The sequence below is a fragment of the Amycolatopsis pretoriensis genome (assembly GCF_900107925.1).
Lineage (GTDB): Bacteria > Actinomycetota > Actinomycetes > Mycobacteriales > Pseudonocardiaceae > Amycolatopsis > Amycolatopsis pretoriensis.
In genome coordinates, this window is the sequence record NZ_FNUJ01000005.1 from 489894 (window position 1) to 509770 (window position 19877).

21 protein-coding genes are annotated in these 19877 nt (G+C 71.7%); 15 read left to right on the forward strand and 6 right to left on the reverse strand.

All coding sequences use genetic code 11. The features are described from left to right. Positions 1 to 42: 42 nt before the first annotated feature. A complete protein-coding gene (locus tag BLV96_RS24160) occupies positions 43 to 906 on the forward strand; it encodes a DUF4349 domain-containing protein (protein WP_086684655.1) in 864 nt (287 codons plus the stop codon). A gap of 943 nt (positions 907 to 1849) precedes the next feature. Further along, positions 1850 to 2599 (forward strand): phosphoglyceromutase, encoded by a 750-nt coding sequence (locus BLV96_RS24165; protein WP_086680221.1) that lies wholly within the window; start codon positions 1850 to 1852, stop codon positions 2597 to 2599. A 63-nt stretch (positions 2600 to 2662) separates the two neighbouring features. On the opposite strand, the gene BLV96_RS24170 is transcribed toward BLV96_RS24165, so the two are convergent. After that, entirely contained in the window at positions 2663 to 3538 is an 876-nt protein-coding gene (locus tag BLV96_RS24170; protein WP_086680220.1) for a hypothetical protein, read from the reverse strand. Then, on the reverse strand, positions 3535 to 4173 hold the full coding sequence (locus BLV96_RS24175; RefSeq protein ID WP_086680218.1) for a helix-turn-helix domain-containing protein: 639 nt from the start codon (positions 4171 to 4173) through the stop codon (positions 3535 to 3537). Before BLV96_RS24175 ends, BLV96_RS24170 begins: the two co-directional genes overlap by 4 nt. Before the next feature lie 67 nt (positions 4174 to 4240). Between BLV96_RS24175 and BLV96_RS24180 the strand changes: the two genes are divergently transcribed. The 8 genes from BLV96_RS24180 to proC all read left to right on the forward strand — a co-directional run bounded on the left by BLV96_RS24180 (position 4241) and on the right by proC (position 13051). Continuing rightward, positions 4241 to 5104 (forward strand): oxidoreductase, encoded by an 864-nt coding sequence (locus BLV96_RS24180; RefSeq protein WP_086680216.1) that lies wholly within the window; start codon positions 4241 to 4243, stop codon positions 5102 to 5104. A 145-nt stretch (positions 5105 to 5249) separates the two neighbouring features. Beyond that, positions 5250 to 6491 (forward strand): sensor histidine kinase, encoded by a 1242-nt coding sequence (locus BLV96_RS24185; RefSeq protein ID WP_167379711.1) that lies wholly within the window; start codon positions 5250 to 5252, stop codon positions 6489 to 6491. After that, entirely contained in the window at positions 6488 to 7177 is a 690-nt protein-coding gene (locus tag BLV96_RS24190) for a response regulator transcription factor (protein WP_086680214.1), read from the forward strand. The genes BLV96_RS24185 and BLV96_RS24190 overlap by 4 nt, the downstream gene beginning before the upstream one ends. A 112-nt stretch (positions 7178 to 7289) precedes the next feature. After that, positions 7290 to 8273 (forward strand): Ppx/GppA family phosphatase, encoded by a 984-nt coding sequence (locus tag BLV96_RS24195; protein WP_086680212.1) that lies wholly within the window; start codon positions 7290 to 7292, stop codon positions 8271 to 8273. A 157-nt stretch (positions 8274 to 8430) separates the two neighbouring features. Continuing rightward, positions 8431 to 10056: a hypothetical protein gene (locus BLV96_RS24200; RefSeq protein WP_091389492.1), complete on the forward strand. Its 1626-nt coding sequence runs from the start codon at positions 8431 to 8433 to the stop codon at positions 10054 to 10056. Between the two features lie 106 nt (positions 10057 to 10162). Continuing rightward, positions 10163 to 10975, forward strand: a complete 813-nt coding sequence (locus BLV96_RS24205; RefSeq protein ID WP_208608309.1) for a sugar phosphate isomerase/epimerase family protein — start codon at positions 10163 to 10165, stop codon at positions 10973 to 10975. A gap of 134 nt (positions 10976 to 11109) precedes the next feature. Beyond that, positions 11110 to 11937 carry a thioesterase family protein gene (locus BLV96_RS24210; protein WP_086685241.1) on the forward strand — a complete coding sequence of 276 codons (828 nt, stop codon included), beginning with the start codon at positions 11110 to 11112 and terminating at the stop codon, positions 11935 to 11937. A 304-nt stretch (positions 11938 to 12241) separates the two neighbouring features. Then, a complete protein-coding gene (gene proC / locus BLV96_RS24215; RefSeq protein WP_086677836.1) occupies positions 12242 to 13051 on the forward strand; it encodes a pyrroline-5-carboxylate reductase in 810 nt (269 codons plus the stop codon). Here proC and BLV96_RS24220 read toward each other — a convergent pair. Next, entirely contained in the window at positions 13039 to 13368 is a 330-nt protein-coding gene (locus BLV96_RS24220) for a winged helix-turn-helix transcriptional regulator (RefSeq protein WP_086677837.1), read from the reverse strand. The two genes, proC and BLV96_RS24220, sit on opposite strands and share 13 nt — an antisense overlap. A gap of 39 nt (positions 13369 to 13407) precedes the next feature. Between BLV96_RS24220 and BLV96_RS24225 the strand changes: the two genes are divergently transcribed. The 5 genes from BLV96_RS24225 to BLV96_RS24245 all read left to right on the forward strand — a co-directional run bounded on the left by BLV96_RS24225 (position 13408) and on the right by BLV96_RS24245 (position 16947). Then, on the forward strand, positions 13408 to 13968 hold the full coding sequence (locus BLV96_RS24225) for a carboxymuconolactone decarboxylase family protein (protein WP_086677838.1): 561 nt from the start codon (positions 13408 to 13410) through the stop codon (positions 13966 to 13968). 182 nt (positions 13969 to 14150) lie between these two features. Beyond that, positions 14151 to 14366, forward strand: coding sequence for a helix-turn-helix domain-containing protein (locus tag BLV96_RS24230; RefSeq protein WP_013222402.1), 216 nt, complete (start codon positions 14151 to 14153; stop codon positions 14364 to 14366). A gap of 155 nt (positions 14367 to 14521) precedes the next feature. Beyond that, positions 14522 to 14623 (forward strand): 30S ribosomal protein bS22, encoded by a 102-nt coding sequence (locus tag BLV96_RS24235; protein ID WP_007030867.1) that lies wholly within the window; start codon positions 14522 to 14524, stop codon positions 14621 to 14623. Positions 14624 to 14881: 258 nt separating this feature from the next. Then, the gene (locus BLV96_RS24240) at positions 14882 to 15925 is read left to right on the forward strand and encodes an NAD-dependent epimerase/dehydratase family protein (protein ID WP_086677839.1); all 1044 of its coding nucleotides are present in this window, start codon (positions 14882 to 14884) and stop codon (positions 15923 to 15925) included. Further along, the gene (locus BLV96_RS24245; RefSeq protein WP_086677840.1) at positions 15922 to 16947 is read left to right on the forward strand and encodes a lysophospholipid acyltransferase family protein; all 1026 of its coding nucleotides are present in this window, start codon (positions 15922 to 15924) and stop codon (positions 16945 to 16947) included. The genes BLV96_RS24240 and BLV96_RS24245 overlap by 4 nt, the downstream gene beginning before the upstream one ends. On the opposite strand, the gene BLV96_RS24250 is transcribed toward BLV96_RS24245, so the two are convergent. The 3 genes from BLV96_RS24250 to BLV96_RS24260 form a co-directional block, all read right to left on the reverse strand. After that, positions 16948 to 17835 (reverse strand): HAD family hydrolase, encoded by an 888-nt coding sequence (locus BLV96_RS24250; protein WP_244180432.1) that lies wholly within the window; start codon positions 17833 to 17835, stop codon positions 16948 to 16950. A 74-nt stretch (positions 17836 to 17909) separates the two neighbouring features. Continuing rightward, the gene (locus BLV96_RS24255) at positions 17910 to 18968 is read right to left on the reverse strand and encodes a DUF5667 domain-containing protein (protein WP_086677841.1); all 1059 of its coding nucleotides are present in this window, start codon (positions 18966 to 18968) and stop codon (positions 17910 to 17912) included. A 113-nt stretch (positions 18969 to 19081) separates the two neighbouring features. Continuing rightward, positions 19082 to 19774: a sigma-70 family RNA polymerase sigma factor gene (locus BLV96_RS24260; protein ID WP_086677842.1), complete on the reverse strand. Its 693-nt coding sequence runs from the start codon at positions 19772 to 19774 to the stop codon at positions 19082 to 19084. Positions 19775 to 19877 lie beyond the last annotated feature (103 nt).

Here is a 19877-nt window from a genome sequence, read left to right on the forward strand (position 1 = left end):
ACATCCGTCTCACCGCCAGTCGAAACTGGAGGGAGACGCAGGATGCGGACTCGATGGAGAGCGGGGCTTGCGGGCGTCGCGGTGCTTGTCGCCCTGGCCGGGTGTTCGGCGGCGGAGAACGGGGCTTCGTCCACGGCGGACAGCGGGGGTTCCGGGCGGGTGCCCGCCGCGCCGCAGCAGGGGACCGGGGGAAAGGCCGATTCGAAGGTCGCGGCTCCGCAGCCTGGGGCTACCGAGCGGAAGTTGTCCCGCAGTGCTCGGTTGGAGTTGACCGCTACCAAGGTTGTCGATGTTGTCGCTCAGGCTCGGGGGATCGCGCTGGGTGCTGGGGGTTACACCGGGCAGGAGAGTACGGGGGATCAGTCGGCGACTTTGTCGCTGGCCGTGCCCGCGGAGCGGTTGGATCCGGTGCTGGATCAGCTGTCGCATCTGGGGTCTTCGCTGGTCAAGCGGGAGTTGAACACCCAGGATGTGACTGAGCAGGTTGTTGATGTCGAGGCGCGGTTGACGACTCAGCGGAAGTCTGTTGAGCGGATTCGTGCCTTGCTTTCGCAGGCCACTTCGGTGTCGGACATCACTTCTATCGAGAGTGAGCTGACGAGCCGAGAGGCGACTTTGGAGTCGCTTGAGCAGCAGCGGAACTCGCTTGCTGGGAGTGTCGCCATGGCGACTGTTTCGATGAGCATTCGGAGTGTTGCTGCTCCGGCTCCGCCTTCGGAAGACCGGAGCGGGTTTCTCGGGGGACTGGCTGGTGGGTGGGACGCGTTCTTGACCTTCGGGGGCGGGCTGCTCACCGTTTTGGGGGCCGTGGCGCCGTTCTTGCTGATCGTGGGGCCGTTGGCTTGGGGCGCTTGGTGGCTGAACCGGCGTCGGCGGGCTTCGCGGCCTTCGCCTGTTGAGAGCTGAGTTTCCCCCCGCTCCTCGTCCTTTGATTGTTCAACACCGGAAACCCGGCCTCAAGGGCGCCTTCGGCGTCGCTTCGCGATGAGCTTCGCTCACCCTTGACCCCGGTTTTCCGGTGCTGACTGCGGCTGGGACGAGGGGCGGGGGAGGTGTAGGGCGGTCCCCTGTGGGGCGGCTGCTGTGCGGCGGGCGGGCTGCCGTAAGGCGGGCGGCCCCTGTCGGGCAGGCCCCTGCGGGGCAGGCCTCTTCAAGGTGCGCCCCTGCGGGGCGGACCTCTGTAGGGCGGCTGCTGTGTGGCGGGCGGGCCGCCTTAAGGCGGGTGGGCCCCTGTAGGGCGGGCCCTGCGGGGGCGGGCCTCTTCAAGGTTCGCCCTGCGGGGGGCCCTCCTCACCAGGCAAAACCCCGCCACACCCTGGGGGCGTGCCCTGTTCCAGTCTATCGGCGAGGGGCTTCACGAAGGGGTGGTGCCGCGAATCTGTGGATAGCCGGAGCCGTTGTGGACAACTCGGCCCGGACACCTGAGCGGGGCAGGCGGGACGGCTCGAGGGAGGGGGGAGTCGCGATCTCGAGCCGCCCCGCTGAAGTTCCCGCCGATCAAGGACCCGGTGACGAGGGGGGTGTCATCGGGGCCGGCGGGCCGCGGCTCGGCAGGGGGGAGACGAGCCGCGGTCGGAGCCCGAAACCGGCCGGGGAGTGCGTGGAATCCGGCCGCTCGGGACGTAAGCAAACCTGTCAGATCTCGACCTGTAATCACAAGACTACTCACTAGTCCGTTCGAGTGGACTTCGCGCGCGGCGATAACGGTGTGCAGTTTGACGCGGGGATTTTGCGCGTTGTTGGCAGTCGGACTTGTCGAAGGGTGAGGTGTTACTCCGTGGTAACACACTCTGTGTAGGACGTGAGGTCACCAGTCGGTCAGCTGGTCCGTCATGGCAGGCTGGGACCCATGGCCGAGATTGGGACTTTGGTGCTGCTGCGGCACGGGCAGAGCACGTGGAACGCGGAAAACCTGTTCACCGGCTGGGTGGACGTGCCGTTGTCGGAACAGGGCGAAGGCGAAGCCCGCCAGGGCGGGCAGCTGCTCGCCGACTCGGGGCTGCTGCCGGACGTCGTGCACACCTCGCTGCTGCGTCGCGCCATCTCCACCGCGAACATCGCGCTGGACGCCGCCGACCGGCACTGGATCCCCGTGAAGCGCGACTGGCGCCTCAACGAGCGCCACTACGGCGCCCTGCAGGGCAAGAACAAGAAGCAGACCCTCGACGAGTTCGGCGAGGAGCAGTTCATGCTCTGGCGCCGCTCCTACGACACCCCGCCGCCCGCTATCGACCCCAAGGACGAGTGGAGCCAGGCCGGCGACCCCCGGTACGCCAACCTCGGCGACTCGGCCCCGCTGACCGAGTGCCTCAAGGACGTCGTCGAACGGCTGCTGCCCTACTGGGAGTCCGAGATCGTTCCCGACCTGCGCGCGGGCAAGACCGTGCTCGTCGCCGCGCACGGCAACTCGCTGCGTGCGCTCGTCAAGCACCTCGACGGGATCTCCGACGCCGACATCGCCGGCCTCAACATCCCCACCGGCATCCCGCTGCGCTACGACCTGACCGCCGACCTCAAGCCGGTCAAGGCCGGGGGCGAGTACCTCGACCCCGAGGCCGCCAAGGAAGCCGCCGCCGCGGTCGCCAACCAGGGCCGCTGAAGCCCAAGTCCGTGAATGGCACATTGAGGGACGCTAAGTCCCTCAATGTGCCATTCACGGCTTTCAGGAGGCGGTGACCGTCCTGACCGCGGTTGCCTTCCAGCCCGGGCCGACGCGGAGCAAGTCCAGCTCCGTGGTGAACGGGCGGTCGGCGGCGCCGGTCGGGCCGGTCACCTTCAGCGTCGTGAAGAACAGCACCGTCGCCGTTCCGCCGGTCAGCGCGGTGACGCCGGCCAGCGGGTCCGGCCCGAGGACGACCTTCGTGCCGCTCTGGCGGATCGCCTCGACGTAGGTCGCCTTCTTCGCGCGGTAGTCGCTCAGCAACGGCTCGGCGACTACCGCTTCGGCCCGCGCGTAGGAGCCTTCCGGGTCGCCGCTGTCGGTCGCCAGCAGCGCCGCGGCGGCCGCCCGGGCCCCGGCCAGCGCCGAGTCGCGCAGGCCGGCGAGGGTGCCGTCGTCCGGGTGCGGTGCGGGCGAGGGCTGCGCCGGGTTGATCGCGGTGTCCGAGATCCGCCAGCGCCCGGCGGATTCGAGGGCGGTGAACGCGACCGTCGCCAGGCCCTTCGACGTCCCGTTGACCTGCTCCAGCACCGCCAGCTCGCGGATCCGGCCGCCGGTCAGCTCCAGCGCCGCGTTCCGCACCACGCGGGTGGTCAGGTGGACCGGCTGCGGGCTCTTCCGGATCGTGTCGAACAGCTTCGTGAGCTGGTCCTTCGCCGCCCCGGTGACGTTCGCGGCCACGGCCTGGTCGAACGCCGCCGGGTTCGCCGAGTCGTAGCTGAACACCGCTTCCGCGGCCTTCCCGACCGCGTCGAGCGCGGCGGCCGTGCCGGGGCCGTTGACCAGCGCGAGGTTGCCGGTCAGCGGCGCCGCCGTGCCGGAGACGGCCGAGGAGCACGCCGACGTCAGGAGAACGAGCGCCAGCAGCGCTCGCTTCACAGGAGCCCGGCTTCGCGCGCCCGCGCTCCGGCCTGGAACCTCGACGACGCGCCGAGGACGTCCATCAGCTCCGCCACCCGCCGCCGGTAGGTCCGCAGGCCGACGCCGAGGGCACGCGCCGCCGTCTCGTCCTTGCAGCCGGACGCCAGCTGCTCGAGGATCTCCCGCGCGCCCAGCTCGGTGAACCGGGCCTGGTACGCCTCGAGGTCGGTGCCGCCGGCCCAGGCCGCCTCGAACAGCGACTGGATGCCCTGGACCAGCTCCGGGCTGCTGACGACGGTGTAGCTGCGGACCCCGCCGACGTGGTCGCCGGCCACGATCGCGATCCGGCGGTCCAGCAGGATCGTCTCGTTGACCTCGCGCTCGGTGATCCGGATGCGCGCGCCGTGCGTCGCCATGAACCGCAGGTGCCCGGCCAGTGCCGGGTCGAACAGGACCGCGGGCAGGTACATCTTGCGCACCGACGTCGTGCGCACGGCCTGCTCGCGTTCCGGCGCGGTCGGGTGCGCGACGGACCAGGTATGCAGGTCGCGGGCCGCGCACGAGATCTCCGTCGCGGTCGCGAACAGGTGGGCCGTGCGCTCGAACAGCTCGGCCTCGCCGCGCACCACGACGACGTCACTGACTCTCTCCACGCATTCCAGTGTGGCAGCAAGATGCCAAACGCGGTGGTCGCGCAGGGTGCGCCGGAAAGCTGGAGCCATGACCACGAACACCACCCTCCCCGCCGCCGCGGCGGGCACCTGGCAGCTCGGCTCCTTCGAAGTCAACCGGCTCGGCTTCGGCGCGATGCGCCTGATGTCCACTTCGGACGGTGGCATCCGCGCCCGCGAGACGTCGATCGCCGTGCTGCGCCGCGCGGTCGAGCTCGGCGTGAACCACATCGACACCGCCGTCTTCTACTTCGCCGGCCCGCGCTCGGCGAACGAGCTGATCAACACCGCGCTCGCGCCCTACGACGACCTGACGATCACCACCAAGGTCGGCCCGGGCCGCGACTTCACCGGCGCGTTCTACACCGCCCGGCCCGACCAGCTGCGGGCCCAGGTCGAAGAGAACCTCCGCGAGCTGGGTCTGGACCACCTCGACGTCGCCAACTACCGGATCGGTGAAGGTCTGGACCGCGGCGAAGGTTCGCTCGCCGACGGTTTCGGCGCGCTCGCCGAGCTGCGCGAGGAAGGCCTGATCCGCGAGCTGGGCATCTCCAACGTCGCGCCGCACCACCTGACCGAGGCCCTCGCGATCGCGCCGGTCGTCTGCGTCCAGAACCAGTACGGCCTCACCGCGCGCCGCGAAGACGACGAGATCGTCCGGATGTGCGCCGAACACGGCATCGCCTTCGTCCCGTTCTTCGCCGTCGCGAGCGGGACGGGCGAGGACGCGCGCGTCGCCGAGGTCGCCCGCCGGCACGACGCCACCCCGGCCCAGGTGCGGCTCGCGTGGACCCTCCACCAAGGACCGCACGTGCTCGCCATCCCGGGCACCGGCGACGTCGCGCACCTCGAGCAGAACGTCGCCGCGGCGGCTCTGGAGCTCACCGCCGAAGATCTCGAAACCCTCGGGTGATTCACCCGGAATGTCTCGCCGCGGAATCGATCGGGTGAACGCAGCCTGAAGCACCGGCGAACATGTCCTCGCCAGGTGTCGCGGTGCTCACGACTAGGCGGACAACGCTAGGCCGAAGGGCCACTTCTCAGCTTACGATCGGCCTGTGACCACGCCTGTTTCCCTCGCACTGGCCATCGGGGCACTGGTGGCCGGTGCGGTGGTCGGCTACCTCCTCGCACGGGCGCGATCCCGCCGCGAAGACGCCCGGCCGCCGGGCCCGACCGTCGCCGAGCTCCTCGAACGGCTGGTCCGCTCGTCCCACAACGGCGTCGTCGTCCTCAACAAGTTCGGCGACATGGTGCTGCACAACCCGCGCGCGTACGAGCTGGGCCTGGTGAAGGTCAACCAGGCCGACCCGCGGGCGCGCAAGGCCGCCGAGCAGGTCGTCGAGACCGACGAGCCGCTGGAAATCGATCTCTCGCCGCTCGAAGCGCGCGGCCGGCAGCCGGAGGCGGTGCTCGGCCAGGTCCGGCCGCTCGGCGACGGCTTCACCGTCGTCGAGGCCGTCGACCACTCCGAGGCCATCCGGCTGGAGGCCGTGCGCCGCGACTTCGTCGCCAACGTCAGCCACGAGCTCAAGACCCCGGTCGGCGCGATCGCGCTGCTCACCGAGGCCGTGCTCGACGCCGCCGAGGACGTCGAGGAGGTCCGCCGCTTCGGCGGCAAGATCCTCCGTGAGTCCACGCGCCTGGGCCAGCTCGTCACCGAGCTGATCGCGCTGTCGCGGCTGCAAGGCGCCGAGCGGCTGCCGGACCTCAACGTCGTCGAGGTCGACGCCGTCGTCCGCGAGGCGCTCGGCCGCACGACGCTCTCGGCCGAGTCGGCCGACATCCGGATCACCAGCGACACCCCCAGTGGCCTGCTCATCGAGGGCGACCGGACGCTGCTGGTCACCGCGCTGTCGAACCTGCTGGAGAACGCCGTCGCGTACTCGCCGGCCGGCAGCCCGGTGTCGATCAGCAGGCGGCTCGCCGACGGGATGGTCGAGGTCGCCGTCACCGACCGCGGCATCGGCATCGCCGAGGACGAGCAGCAGCGCGTGTTCGAGCGCTTCTACCGCGCCGACAAGGCCCGCTCGCGCGCCACCGGCGGCACCGGGCTGGGCCTGGCGATCGTCAAGCACGTCGCGGCCAACCACGGCGGCTCGGTCGGGCTGTGGAGCCGGCCGGGCACCGGCTCGACGTTCACGCTGCGCATCCCCGCGCACGTCAGCCCCGAACCGGCTCCCGAGCCGGCGCGGGCCGCCAAGACCTCGCCGGCACCACGGCAGGAGAAGACCCCCGAGCGCACCCCGAGGCTCGTGGTTACCGGGCAGGACAGCCCAGATCATGGAGGAAACCTGTGACCAGGGTTCTCATCGTCGAGGACGAGGAGTCGTTCGCCGACCCCCTCGCCTTCCTGCTGCGCAAGGAAGGGTTCACCGCGGCCGTCGCCGGGACGGGCCAGGCCGCGCTGGAGGAGTTCGACCGCAACGGCGCCGACATCGTGCTGCTCGACCTGATGCTGCCGGGGATGAGCGGCACCGACGTCTGCAAGCAACTGCGCCAGCGTTCGGCCGTCCCGGTGATCATGGTGACGGCGCGCGACAGCGAGATCGACAAGGTCGTCGGCCTGGAGCTCGGCGCGGACGACTACGTGACGAAGCCGTACTCGGCGCGCGAGCTGATCGCGCGGGTCCGGGCGGTGCTCCGCCGCGGCGGCGAGCCGGGCACGGACGGCGAGCTGGCCCCGCTGGTGCTTTCGGCGGGCCCGGTCCGGATGGACGTCGAGCGGCACGTGGTGACGGTGGACGGCGCGGAGGTGTCGCTGCCGCTCAAGGAGTTCGACCTGCTGGAGTACCTGCTGCGCAACGTCGGCCGGGTGCTGACCCGGGGGCAGCTGATCGACCGGGTGTGGGGCGCGGACTACGTGGGCGACACGAAGACGCTGGACGTCCACGTGAAGCGGTTGCGGTCGAAGATCGAACCGGACCCGGGCTCGCCGCGGCACCTGGTGACGGTCCGGGGCCTGGGCTACAAGTTCGAGACGTAAGTCCCTTTTGGGCGGTACCGCTCCGCGTGGAGGCGCGCCGGGGCGGTACCGCACCGAGTGTTTTCGGTTACAAGTTCGAGACCTGACGCTGGGGCCGGTACCCTGGACCCCCGTGCGCCTAGGGGTACTCGACGTCGGTTCCAACACCGTCCACCTGCTCGTGGTCGACGCCCACCGTGGCGCCCACCCGACGCCGATGCATTCCGAGAAGTCCGTGCTCCGCCTGGCCGAGCAGCTCACCCCGAGCGGCGAGCTCAGCAAGGCCGGCGCCGACGACCTCGTCACCGCCGTCGAATCCGCGAAGGACGCCGCCGCGCGGCTCGGCTGCCAGGAAGTCATGGCCTTCGCCACTTCCGCCGTCCGCGAAGCGAAGAACTCCGCCAAGGTCCTCGCCCGCGTCGCCGACAAGACCGGCGTCGACCTGCAGGTCCTCTCCGGTACCGACGAAGCCCGGCTCACCTTCCTCGCCGTCCGGCGGTGGTACGGCTGGTCCGCCGGCCAGCTGCTCGTGCTCGACATCGGCGGCGGCTCGCTGGAGGTCGCGATGGGCCGCGACGAAGAGCCCGTCCTGGCCGAATCGCTGCCGCTGGGCGCGGGCCGCACCACGCGCACCCGCTTCAAGCACGACCCGCCGACGCGCTCCGAGCTCGTCGCCACGTCCGCGTGGCTCGACGACCAGCTCACCGACCTCACGCGGAAGGTCACCAAATGGGGTGAACCCGACCGCGTCGTCGCGACGTCGAAGACGTTCCGGTCGCTCGCCCGGCTGACCGGCGCCGCCCCCTCGGCGGCGGGCCCGCGCGTGCGACGTACGCTCTCGGACACCGCGTTGCGCCAGCTCCTGGCCTTCATCTCGCGGATGCCGTCGGCCGATCTCGCGCAGCTCGAAGGCGTCAGCTCGAGCCGGTCGCACCAGCTCGTGGCGGGCGCGCTCGTCGCGCAGGCCACGATGCGGGCGCTCGGTTTGGCCGAACTCGAGATCTGCCCGTGGGCTCTGCGAGAGGGTGTCATCCTGCGGCGGCTGGACCATTCGAACGGCGCGGATGAGACTGGAGCCGCCCTCGTGGCGCGCTTCGGCGCACAGGAGGACCGGTGAAAGCACGCGGCTGGACTTCCCGGACGGACAACGGGCACGGTGGAGAGGTGACGGACATGCAGAGGTCGGCGTACAGCGCGCGCGACGCCGCCGGCGTGCCGTCAGGTACCGCTTCGCCGAGTGCCGAGAACCCAGAGCGCGCAGGGGACGACCAGGTATGACGGACCAGACCGGAGGCGACCAGCCGCAGAAGACCGTGGCCGAGCTGCTCGCCCAGCACGGTGCCCAGGTCGACGGCGGTCGCCGTCGCCGCCGCCGCGCGGCCGATGACGACGACGAGCCCGCCACCCCGGAGACCCCGGGGCCGACGGGTTCGCACCGCCGTCCGGGCGTGGGCGACACCGGCCCGCAGGCGATCATCGACCGGGTCGCCGGCGAGGGCACGCCGCCCCCGCCGAACCGGCCCACCGGACGGCGTCGCGCCGAACCGCCCGCCCCGCCGCCGCCCGCGCCCCGCGCGGTCCCGCAGGACTCGCAGCCGCGGCCGGTCCCGCCGCCCCCGCCCGCGCGGCCCGCGCCCGGCGGCGCCGAGTCCGGCCAGTACGCGCGCCCGCCGCAGCAGGAGCCGACCCAGTTCACCCGGCCGCCACAGGAGTCCGGGCAGTTCTCGCGCCCGCAGGAGTCGGCGCAGCTACCCGTGCCGCCGCGCGCGCCGCGGCGCCAGCCGCCGCCCCCGCAGCCGTCGCAGCAGCTGCCGACCCCGCCGCCGCAGCAGTCCCAGCAGCTGCCGACGCCGCCGGCGGCCGACGAGACCCGCGGGGCCGTCCCGCCGGTCCGGCGCCGGCCCGCGCCGCCCTCGCAGCAGCTGCCGGTCCCGCCGCCGCAGCAGTCCCAGCAGCTGCCCACGCCGCCGCCGTCCGGCGGGCCCCTGTCGGCCCGGCTCGACGGCCTCAACGGCACCCCGGACGCCGACGTCGACGTCCCGCCGCCCCCGATGGCCGGCGGCACGTTCTCGACGCCGCCGGCCGCGCCCGGCCGGCCGCGCCGGGGCCCGGCGCGCCGCCCGCAGCCGCAGCAGGAGGCCTACACCGAGCAGTTCGACGCGGTCGCGCACGAGCAGCCCCCGCCGCCGCCCGCCCCGCCGGCGAAGCCCGACGAGCCGGTGCCGCCGGGCGGGCTCGCGAACTGGCGCAAGCGCCGCCAGAAGGAGCAGCTGGAGGACACCGAGATCGGCGTCATGCCGGTGGTGCCCACCGAGTCCCCGGACGACGGCTACCCCGAGGACGACTTCGAGCCCGACGGCTTCGCACCGGAGAGCAGCGGCTACCAGGCCGCGTACGACGCCGGGCCGCCCACCGGGGCGTACCCGCCGCCGATGCCGTTCGCGCCCGGCGACCGGGCGTCGCGGGCGCCGATCCCGGACGACCTGGCGCCGTACGAGCGCGAGTTCGCCGACGGCTACCCCGACGGCGGCCCGGACTTCGAGCAGGACGACTACGGCTACGAGCAGGCCGACGGCTACGAGGACGACGAGTACGACGACGCGCCCGAGCCGGCCGCCGAGCCGGAGCCCACGGCCTCGCCGGGTAAGGCGTGGCTGGCCCTGGCCGGCCAGCTGGCGATGGGTGTCGTCGGCGGCGCGGCCGTGTGGCTCGGCTTCAACTGGCTGTGGGTGAACATCCCGGCCGCCGCGCTGGTGGCGGCGCTGCTGGTGGTCGTCGCGCTGGTCTGGATCGTGCGGAAGATCCGCCGCGCCGAAGACCTGCAGACGACGGTGCTCGCGGTGCTGGTCGGCCTGGTCGTGACGGTCTCGCCGGCGGCGTTGCTGCTCGTCGGCCGCTGACGTGTGCGGAAGGGCACCTTCCTCGCGTGTGACGCGAGGAAGGTGCCCTTCACTCCGTCACATGTGATGAAGGTGCCCTTCAGCCGTCGTCAGGTGACGAGGCAGGATGGCGCGCGTGACAGACGAGCAGCCGGTCCCCCTCGGGCTCAGCACGGCGTCCGTGTGGCCCCTCAAGGCCGGGACCGCCTTCGAGCTCGCCGCCGAGCTCGGCTACGACGGCGTCGAGGTCATGGTGTGGGCCGACGCGGTCAGCCAGGACGTCAGCGCCCTGCGCCGGTGGTCGCGCCGGACCGGGGTGCCGGTGCTGTCGATCCACTCGCCGTCACTGCTGATCACCCAGCGGATCTGGTCGCCCGACCCGGTCGTGCGGCTGCGGATGTCCGTCGAGGCCGCGCAGGAGCTCGGCGCGCGGACCGTCGTCGTGCACCCGCCGTTCCGGTGGCAGCGGCGCTACGGCGACGCCTTCGGCGATCTCGTCGACGAGCTGGAGGAGTCCAGCGGGATCGAAATCGCCGTCGAGAACATGTTCAAGGTGCGCCCGCCGGGTGGTTCGAAGAATTCGCGCGTCTCCGCGTTCCGGCCGTCGATCGACCCGACGGACGTCGGTTTCCGGCACTACACGCTCGACCTGTCCCACACAGCGGCAGCCCGGATGGACGCCCTCGCGCTGGCCGAGCGGATGGGCGAAGGGCTCTCACACGTCCATCTGGCGGACGGCACCGGCCTCCCGAAGGACGAACACCTGGTGCCCGGGCGGGGTGGCCAGCCCTGCGCCGAACTGCTGGAGAAGCTGGTCAGCAGCGGTTTCGGCGGCCAGATCGTGCTGGAGATCAACACGCGGCACGCCGTCACCGGCGCCGAACGGGTCCGTGATCTGGCGGAGGCATTGCTGTTCGCGCGATTCCACCTCGGGCAGTAATTGCGCACGTTCACCACGGACACGACTAGTCCCGGGTCCATTTACCCGGGTCGAACACGTAAAGTTCGGACCGTGAAACCGTCGCGCTCGTTGATCGTCACCTGCCCGGATTTGCCCATTGGCACGGCGCGTTCGTGAGCGGAACGGACGGCACCGCCGTGTCCTTCGACACGGCGAGTGCGGCGCGGTCGCTGGGGGACGGCACCTTCACCGCGGTGCTGCGTGCGGAGTGGGCCATCGGCTCGCACCCGCACGGGGGTTTCCTGCTGGCCCTGCTGGCCCGCGCGGCGATCGCCGCCCTCCACGAGCGCGGTGAGCCGCACGCGGAGCCGCTGGTGGTCAGCGCGGAGTTCCTGCACGCGCCCGCGCTGGGCCCGGTGCTGCTCCGCACGGACGTCCGCAAGGTCGGCCGCCGCGCGACGGTGGTCGAGGTCCGCCTGGAGCAGCGCGGCCGCAGCTGCGTCGAGGCGCGCGTGACGACCGGCCGGCTGCCGCTGCGGCGGCCGGAGTGGACGGACGTGCCGTCGATGCCGGCCGAGCCGTCCCCGGGCGCGATCGCGATGGCGGAGAGCACGGAGGGGCCGTTCAACCTGGCCAAGGGGTGCGAGGTCCGGCTGGACCCGGCGACGGCGGGCTACCTGGCCGGGCGCACGGGCGAGCCGCCGCGGATGCGGTTGTGGGTGCGGCCGCGGCACGGGCTGGTGGACCCGTACTTCACGCTGCTGGCGTCGGACGTGAACCCGCCGGTGGTGATGAACCTGGGACGCATCGGCTGGGCCCCGACGGTCCAGTTGACGGCGTTGCTGCGGACCCGGCCGGCGCCGGGGTGGCTGCGGGTGGTGGTGGAGTCCCGGTCGGTGCACGAGTCGTGGTTCGACTCGGACGCCACGGTGGTGGACTCCCAGGGGCGGCTGGTGTGCCAGGCCCGGCAGCTGGGGCTCGCCCCGGCTCCGGGCGGCTGAGGCTCGTCCGGCGGGCCACCGGACCTCCGCCCGCGCCCCGGCACTGGAGCGGAGACCTTCGGCATGTCATGAACGACCCTTTCATCGCGTCTGGCGCGCTGAAAGGGTCGTTCATCGCGGGCGGGGTGCGGGCGCGGCCAGCCGGGCGGGGGCTCCGGCCGGCGTCGCGAATGACTCATTCGGGTCTTCGGAGGTCTGGAATGAGTCATTCGGGACCGGGAGCGCCCGGCGGCACCCAAGGGCGGGGACCTCCGCCCGCGCCCCGGCACCAGGCTCCTGAGGCGCGTTTGGCACGCTTTACGCCATGACGGTCATCGCGGTGCTGGGTGCGGGAAAGATCGGCGAGGCGTTGCTCTCGGGGCTTCTGCACGGCGGCCACGAGCCGGGCGACCTGCTCTTCACCGAGCGGTACCCGGCGCGCGTCGAAGAGCTCACCGCGCGCTACGGCATCCAGGGCGTCGAAGTCGAGGACGCCGCCAAACGGGCCGATGTCCTCGTCGTCGCCGTGAAGCCGCAGGACATCGAGCCCGTGCTCGATGAGCTCGCGCCGCTGCTCGGGCCGAACTCGCTCGTCGTCTCGCTGTGCGCCGGCCTGCCCACCTCGCTCTACGAGCGGCGGCTCGCGGACGGTGTGCCCGTCGTGCGGGTCATGCCGAACACGCCGATGCTGGTCAACGAGGCCATGAGCGCCATCTCCGCCGGCCGGCACGCCACCGCCGAGCACCTCGCCGTCGTGCGGGACCTGCTCTCGCACGTCGGGCAGGTCGTCGAGGTGCCCGAGGCGCAGCAGGACGCCGTGACCGCCCTCTCCGGCTCCGGGCCGGCCTACTTCTTCTACCTGGTCGAGGCCATGATCGACGCCGGGATCCTGCTCGGCCTGCCGCGCGCGCTCGCCGGGCAGCTGATCATCCAGTCGGCCGTCGGGGCGGCGAAGATGCTCGCCGAGTCCGAGGAGCACCCCGTGCTGCTGCGCGAGGCCGTGACGTCGCCCGCCGGGACGACCATCAACGCCATCCGCGAGCTGGAGAAGCACGGCGTCCGCGCCGCGCTGCTCGCCGCCATCGAGGCCGCGAAGGACCGGTCCGTGGAGCTGGGCAAGGCTCACGAAGGCTGACGCGGCCGCCAGTCCGCCGCCCACGCGTCGAGCTGGACGAGCGTCCCGAACAACGAACGACCCTGCTCGGTGAGGGTGTAGCCCTCGGCGTGGCCGACCAGGTCCGCCTCGCCGAGTTCACGCAGCCGCGTGGCCAGCACGCTCGACGACACCCCGTCGCAGCGCTGCTGGAGCACGCGGAACGTCAACGGCTCGTCGTCGCGCAGCTCCCAGAGGATCCGCAGCGTCCACCGCCGGCCGAGCAGGTCGAGTAGCGCCATGATCGGGCGGCCCGTCGTCGAACCGCGGACCGGGTGGCCAGGGAGTGGCGTCGTCATTGCTTTCCTTTCCGAAGCGCCGATGTTAGCGTGTCCGATATGCCTCTGAAATCGAAGCAGCCGCGGATCGCGCCCCTGAAGCCGCCGTTCGACGCCGAGACCGCCGAAGCGCTCGACCGGCTGGGCCCGCCGATCGCGCTCTTCCGCGTCTGGGCCCGCCGTCCGGAGCTGGCCAAAGGGGTCGCGGGCTGGGGGCGGTACTACTTCTCGCGGGAGTCGGCCCTGACCGTCCGGCAGCGCGAGCTGGTCATCGACCGCACGACCGCGCTCTGCGGCGCCGACTACGAGTGGGGCGTCCACATCGCGACCTTCGCCGAGAAGGCCGGCCTCCGAGAAGAACAGATCCGCTCGCTCGCCGCCGGCAGCCCGGATGACGTCTGCTGGGACGCGGGGGACCGCGCGATCCTGAAGGCCGTCGACGAACTCCACGTCACCCACGACCTGGCGGACGGTACCTGGGCGGATCTCGAAACCGCCGTCGGCGAGGACGGTGTCCTCGATCTGCTGCTCGTCTGCGGGTGGTACCACGCGATCTCGTTCACCGTCCGGGCCCTGCGGCTGCCCCTCGAACCCGGTACCGCGCGCCCGGATTCGCCGTAATGGGCGATTCCCGCGGTCTTGCACGCGCGGGTGGCTGTGCGTTAGCGCTGGTAGGAGCCCATCTCGGTGACAGGCGTCGCATTAGTCCCACCAGTCCCGCTACTCTCGATAGAGCACGTGCGTGTCGATACCACAGGTGGGGAAGCCTCGTGGCGCGACACGTGTCGAAGGACGCGGTAAACATGTCGCCGAACAAGAAGGAGGATCTGCCGGCTGTCGGGCAGGTCCAGTTCCTGACGGTCGCCGAGGTGGCCACGCTGATGCGGGTCTCCAAGATGACCGTCTACCGTCTCGTGCACTCGGGTGAGCTGCCCGCCGTCAGGGTCGGGAAGTCCTTCCGGGTGCCGGAAAAAGCAGTGCACGAGTACCTCCAGGGCGCGTACTACGACGTGGGGTGATCCACGCCGCGGCCGGCGGCACGTCGCCTTACGACGTGCCCGCCGACCGGTGCGCACCGGGTGCCGGGTAACCTGGAAAACCGCTCGTGCCTGTGCGCTCCACCCGTTGGACGCTGCGCCGGGCAGCGTGACCGACGACGACCTAAGGAGCGCCCATGGGCTCTGTGATCAAGAAGCGCCGCAAGCGCATGTCGAAGAAGAAGCACCGCAAGCTGCTTCGCCGCACGCGAGTGCAGCGTCGTAAGGCCGGCAAGTAAGACCCAGCCGTGCGTAGCCGTGGCCCGTCCAGTCTCTGGACGGGCCACGTCCATGTGGTGGGCCGGTTCCCCCCGTTCGAGTGAGGCGTTCGTCGCTTTCCGAGGGGAAAGCGGTTAATAGCACGTAAGACGCCCCGGGCCTACCCCTGAAGAGCGGTAACATCTCAACGGTGTCCGCGCGATGCTTCCAGTGAGTGCAGGCCCGCGCACTCCGGGTGATCGTCCACCCCCACCACGCCCTACGCCGCAGGGAGTCGCATGCCGTCGAACATCGTGCTCGTCACCGGGGTAGCCGGCGAACTGGGCGGGAAACTGCTCGCCCGGCTGGGCAACAACCCCGATTTCGAGCGGGTCATCGGCGTCGACACGGTGGCGCCGGACAAGACGGTGCTGCAGCGCATGGGCCACGCCGAGTTCGTCCGCGCGGACATCCGGAACCCGCTGATCGCCAAGGTGATCAGCACGGCCGAAGTGGACACTGTCGTGCACGCGTCGTGCACCGCGCACCCCGCCGGGCCGGGGCGCCGCACCGCCATCAAGGAAGTCAACGTCATCGGCACCATGCGGCTGCTCGCCGCGTGCCAGCGCTCGCCGCTGGTCAAGAAGCTGGTGGTCAAGTCGACGGCGGCGGTCTACGGCGCCGGCGCCCGCTCGCAGGCGGTGTTCACCGAGGACTCCGAGCTGATCCCGACGTCGTCCAGCGGGTACGCGAAGGACGCCGTCGAGATGGAGGGGTACGTGCGCGGCCTGGTCCGGCGCCGGCCCGACATCACCACGACGTTGTTCCGCTTCGCCAACATCATCGGCCCCGAGACCGACACCGTCCTTTCGCGCTACTTCGCGCTGCCGGTCGTGCCGACGGTCTTCGGCTACGACGCCCGCATCCAGCTGCTGCACTCTTCGGACGCGCTGGCCGTGCTGGAACGCGCGACCCTGACCGACAAACCCGGCGTGTTCAACGTCGGCTCGGAGGGGGTACTCACCCTCTCGCAGGCGATCCGGCGAGCGGGCCGGGTCGAGCTGCCGATGCCGCGGAGCGTGGTGCCGTCGGTGGGCAAGGTCCTGCGCGGCGCCCGCGTCGTGGACTTTTCCGCCGACCAGGTCCGGCTGCTGAACTTCGGCCGGGTCGTCGACATCGCGAAGCTGAAGGACGAGTTCGGCTACATCCCGCGGTGGACGACGCGTGAGGCGTTCGACGACTACATCGCCGGACGCGGGTTGAGGCCGGTGCTCGACGGCGGCAAGCTGGCGGGCCTGGCCGGCAAGGTGCTCGTCGCCGCGGCGACGGGGCAGTCCCGATGAGCAGGCCGTACGACCTGGGAAGCGAGGCGGAGACGGTGGGCGGTGCCGAAGCGCAGGTCATCCCGCTGCACGGACCGGGCCGGGAGAAGCCGGCCGCTCAGCCGGGCGGCCGCCGGGAAGAAGCCGCGCGGGTCGACGCACCCGTCGTCGCCTTCCCCGGCGCCGAGCGGGAGGAGACACCCGAGCCGCTCTCCGACGCCGCGCGCTCGGCGCTCGGCTTCATCCGCGACCGGCTGACCGGCGACTACACGGTCGACGAGTTCGGCTTCGACGCCGAGCTGACCGACGCGGTGTTCCTCCCGCCGCTGCGCGCGCTGTACAAGAAGTGGTTCCGCGTCGACACCCACGGCGTCGAGAACCTGCCGCTCGAAGGCGGCGCGCTCCTGGTGTCCAACCACTCCGGCACGATCCCGCTCGACTCGCTGATGACGGCGGTCGCCGTCCACGACGAGACGGGCGGCCGGCACCTGCGCGGCCTCGGCGCGGACCTGGTGTTCCAGGTGCCGCTGGTGGGGTCGTTCGCCCGCAAGTCCGGCCAGACGCTCGCCTGCAACGCGGACGCGGAACGCCTCCTGCGCGGCGGTGAGCTGGTCGGCGTGTGGCCCGAGGGGTTCAAGGGGGTCGGCAAGCCGTTCTCGTCCCGGTACAAGCTGCAGCGCTTCGGCCGCGGCGGGTTCGTGTCGGCGGCCCTGCGCGCGGGCGTCCCGATCATCCCGGTGTCGGTGATCGGCGCGGAGGAGATCTACCCGAAGCTGGGCGACATCAAGGTCCTGGCGCGGATGCTCGGGCTGCCGTACTTCCCGGTGACGCCGTTCTTCCCGATGTTCGGGCTGCTGGGCGCGATCCCGCTGCCGACGAAGTGGAGCATCGAGTTCGGGACGCCGATCGCAACGGATTCCTACGGCCCGGAGGCGGTGGAGGACCCGATGCTGGTGTTCCAGCTGACGGATCAGGTGCGGGAGTCGATCCAGCAGACGCTGTACCAGCGGCTTTCGCAGCGGAAGTCGGTCTTCCGGGGCTGATCAGCGGCGGCGGTAGGCCATTCCCGCCGCCACCGCGCCGGCCAGCGCCCCGGCGCCCAGGACTGAGGGGACGCCGATCTTCGCGGCCTTGCGGCCGGTCCGGAAGTCGCGGATCTCCCAGCCGCGCGCCCGGGCCACGTCCCGCAACCCGCCGTCCGGGTTCACCGCCACCGCGGTGCCCACCGCCGACAGCATCGGGATGTCGTTGGCCGAGTCCGAATACGCCGTGCAACGCTTGAGGTTCAGTCCCTCGCGGGACGCCAGCGCCCGCACCGCGTGGGCCTTCGCGCGGCCGTGGAGGAGGTCGCCGACCAGGCGGCCCGTGTACACACCGTCGCGGGTTTCGGCCACCGTTCCCAGCGCGCCGGTCAGTCCGAGCCGGCGGGAGATGATCGCCGCCAGCTCGATCGGGGTTGCCGTCACCAGCCAGACGCGCTGGCCCGCGTCCAGGTGCATCTGGGCCAGCGCGCGCGTGCCGGACCAGATCTTGTCCGCCATCAGCTCGTCGTAGATCTCTTCGCTGATCGACGTCAGCTCGGCCACCGTGCGTCCGGCCACAAAGGACAGTGCGCGCTCGCGGTGGGTCTTGATGTCTTCCTTGTTCTCGCGGCCGCCGAGGCGGAACTTGACCTGGCCCCAGACGAAACCGGCCAGGTCCGACGACGTGAAGAACTTGCGCGCCGCCAGCCCGCGGGCGAAGTAGAAGATCGACGCGCCCATCATCATCGTGTTGTCGACGTCGAAGAACGCGGCCGCGGTCAGGTCCGGCGGGGCGGGCGGGGCCGGGGGCTCGGACAGGGCGTGCGCGGCCTCGGCCGACGCCTCGCCCGCCAGCGCGGCGAGCCGTTCGAGCTCCTGACTTCTGTCCTTGCCACGCCAAGCTGACACGTACACCGCCTCCACGTCTCCTTCGCACAGCGTAGCGAGCCGCCCACGGCTTCGTCGCAGGTGTGGCCCGGACCTCAGCCGATCACGATGGGCGGCAGACCCGGCAGCAGCGGCGGGATCGAAATCAGCGGCGGCGACGGCGTGGTCGAGGTCACCGGCGGCGGCTGCGTGGTCGTCGGCACCTGGCCGTACACCGGCGGCGGCGTGACCCCGCCGGTCGGCGCGGGCAGGCCCGGCGTCGACGCGGCGTTCGACGGCGGCAGCTGCGTGCCGGTCGCCACCGGGGCGGTGCTCTCGGTGGACGACTGGGGCGACGAAGACGTCGGCTCGCCACCGGACGACGGTGCCGGCCGCTGCGTGCACTCGCCGGTCGCCGGGATCAGGCCCAGGTCGTCGGACGACCCGGTGGTGATCTGGTAGCAGTTCATCCGCGCCGCCAGGCCGCTCGTGCGCTCCTGGACCTTGCCGAGCAGGTCGCGGACTTCGCCGAGCACGGGAGCCGCGCCGGCCGGCAGCGCCGCGAGCCGCGCCTCCTGGTTGCGGGCCCACAGCCGGACGTCGGACAGCGCCTGCGCGCCACCGCCGTCGCTGGTCGCCACGGTCGCCATCTGGGCGACGCCGGCCTTCAGATCGGCCGCGAAGTCGTCGTAGGCCGTCCGGTAGTCGGCGTCGCTCGCGCCTTCCGAAGCCAGCTCGCCCAGCTCGGTGACGCGGTTGGTCGCGAACTCCAGGTGCTTGCGGGCCTTGGCCTCGTCACCGAAGGTCAGGCCCAGCGCCGTCGACTCCCCGGCGCGCTTGACGCCGTAGAGCGGGTCGCCCGGCAGCGCGTTGCGGGAAAGCACCAGCGTCAGCCCGGAGAGGACGAGGAAGAGGAAGAGCGCGGCGGCCACCAGGTCGGCGGTCCGCGGCCGCCACCTCCGACCGGGGGTGGCCACCGCCGTCTCCAGGCGGCCCGCGATCTCCGCGCGGATCCGCTGCCGGGTTTCCAGGTCCGGGGCCCCGGCCGCCCCGAGTTCGCGCAGGGCGCCGACGAGAGCCAGCTCGTCGGCGAACTCGCCGTCCCGGCGTACCGGGGACGGCTCCAGGGCACGCGCGAACCGATCGATCTCGGCTCGCTCACGCGCAAACCTCACTGCGCAGCTCCATCTCGGGCCTTGACCGGTCCTGACACCGGTCTGGCAGGAGTAACGATTAAGAAGCCGCCAGGGTTACCGGATCCGGTCGACGGACCGAAAAGTTCGCGGGATCAGCGCAATCCGGTGGGCAGAAGTTGTGCCAATCGGCGTACGGCGCGGTGCTGGAGCGCCTTGATCGCACCCTCGTTGCGGTTCATGATCTGCGCCGTCTCCGCCACCGACAGGCCCTGCAGGAACCGCAGGATGATGCATTCCCGCTGGTCATCGCCCAGTTCGGCGACGCAGCGCAGCAGCTCGGTGCGGGTCGCGCGGCTGATCGCCTCCTGCTCGGGACCGGCCTGGACGCTCGCGCCGACGCTGAACGGCGCCGAACCCGGCTCGGTCACCTCGTCGGTGACGACCTCGAGGCGGAACCGGCTCGACTTCACGTGGTCGAGCACGAGGTTGCGGGCGATGGTGACGAACCAGGCGCCGACGTCACGCCCCTGGTAGCTCACCGACGTGATCCGGCGCAGCGCGCGCAGGAACGTCTCGCTGGTGACGTCCTCGGCCAGGTCGCGGTCGCCGAGCCGGAACAGCACGTACCGGTAGACGACGTCGACGTAGCGGTCATAGAGCCGGCCGAACGCGGAGGTGTCGCCCTCCTGCGCGGCGCGCACGAGGTCCCACGCCTCGGCCTTCGCCGCTTCGGCGCGTTCGTCGTCGGACGCCTGCCTGCTCACCGGCACGGACGCCGAGCGTCCGAACACGCGCTCGGCGAACATGAAGACGGGCCCGCGGCTCACGGCGGTCGGCACGGTCATCGGGCGGCACCTCCGGCGGCGAAGCTGGCCCAGCAGCGGGCCACGGTACCCCCGGAACCCCGGCGAGCAGGGGCCGGCCGGCTCGCGTGCCCCACGACTTCGT

What these genes read in the sequence shown, in the direction of transcription:
- BLV96_RS24260 (WP_086677842.1), bottom strand. Translation starts at nt 19,774, where the DNA reads ATGACCGTGCCGACCGCCGTGAGCCGCGGGCCCGTCTTCATGTTCGCC.
- proC (WP_086677836.1), top strand. Translation starts at nt 12,242, where the DNA reads ATGACGGTCATCGCGGTGCTGGGTGCGGGAAAGATCGGCGAGGCGTTG.
- BLV96_RS24240 (WP_086677839.1), top strand. Translation starts at nt 14,882, where the DNA reads ATGCCGTCGAACATCGTGCTCGTCACCGGGGTAGCCGGCGAACTGGGC.
- BLV96_RS24245 (WP_086677840.1), top strand. Translation starts at nt 15,922, where the DNA reads ATGAGCAGGCCGTACGACCTGGGAAGCGAGGCGGAGACGGTGGGCGGT.
- BLV96_RS24180 (WP_086680216.1), top strand. Translation starts at nt 4,241, where the DNA reads ATGACCACGAACACCACCCTCCCCGCCGCCGCGGCGGGCACCTGGCAG.
- BLV96_RS24220 (WP_086677837.1), bottom strand. Translation starts at nt 13,368, where the DNA reads ATGACGACGCCACTCCCTGGCCACCCGGTCCGCGGTTCGACGACGGGC.
- BLV96_RS24160 (WP_086684655.1), top strand. Translation starts at nt 43, where the DNA reads ATGCGGACTCGATGGAGAGCGGGGCTTGCGGGCGTCGCGGTGCTTGTC.
- BLV96_RS24235 (WP_007030867.1), top strand. Translation starts at nt 14,522, where the DNA reads ATGGGCTCTGTGATCAAGAAGCGCCGCAAGCGCATGTCGAAGAAGAAG.
- BLV96_RS24225 (WP_086677838.1), top strand. Translation starts at nt 13,408, where the DNA reads ATGCCTCTGAAATCGAAGCAGCCGCGGATCGCGCCCCTGAAGCCGCCG.
- BLV96_RS24230 (WP_013222402.1), top strand. Translation starts at nt 14,151, where the DNA reads ATGTCGCCGAACAAGAAGGAGGATCTGCCGGCTGTCGGGCAGGTCCAG.
- BLV96_RS24200 (WP_091389492.1), top strand. Translation starts at nt 8,431, where the DNA reads ATGACGGACCAGACCGGAGGCGACCAGCCGCAGAAGACCGTGGCCGAG.
- BLV96_RS24165 (WP_086680221.1), top strand. Translation starts at nt 1,850, where the DNA reads ATGGCCGAGATTGGGACTTTGGTGCTGCTGCGGCACGGGCAGAGCACG.
- BLV96_RS24205 (WP_208608309.1), top strand. Translation starts at nt 10,163, where the DNA reads ATGGCGCGCGTGACAGACGAGCAGCCGGTCCCCCTCGGGCTCAGCACG.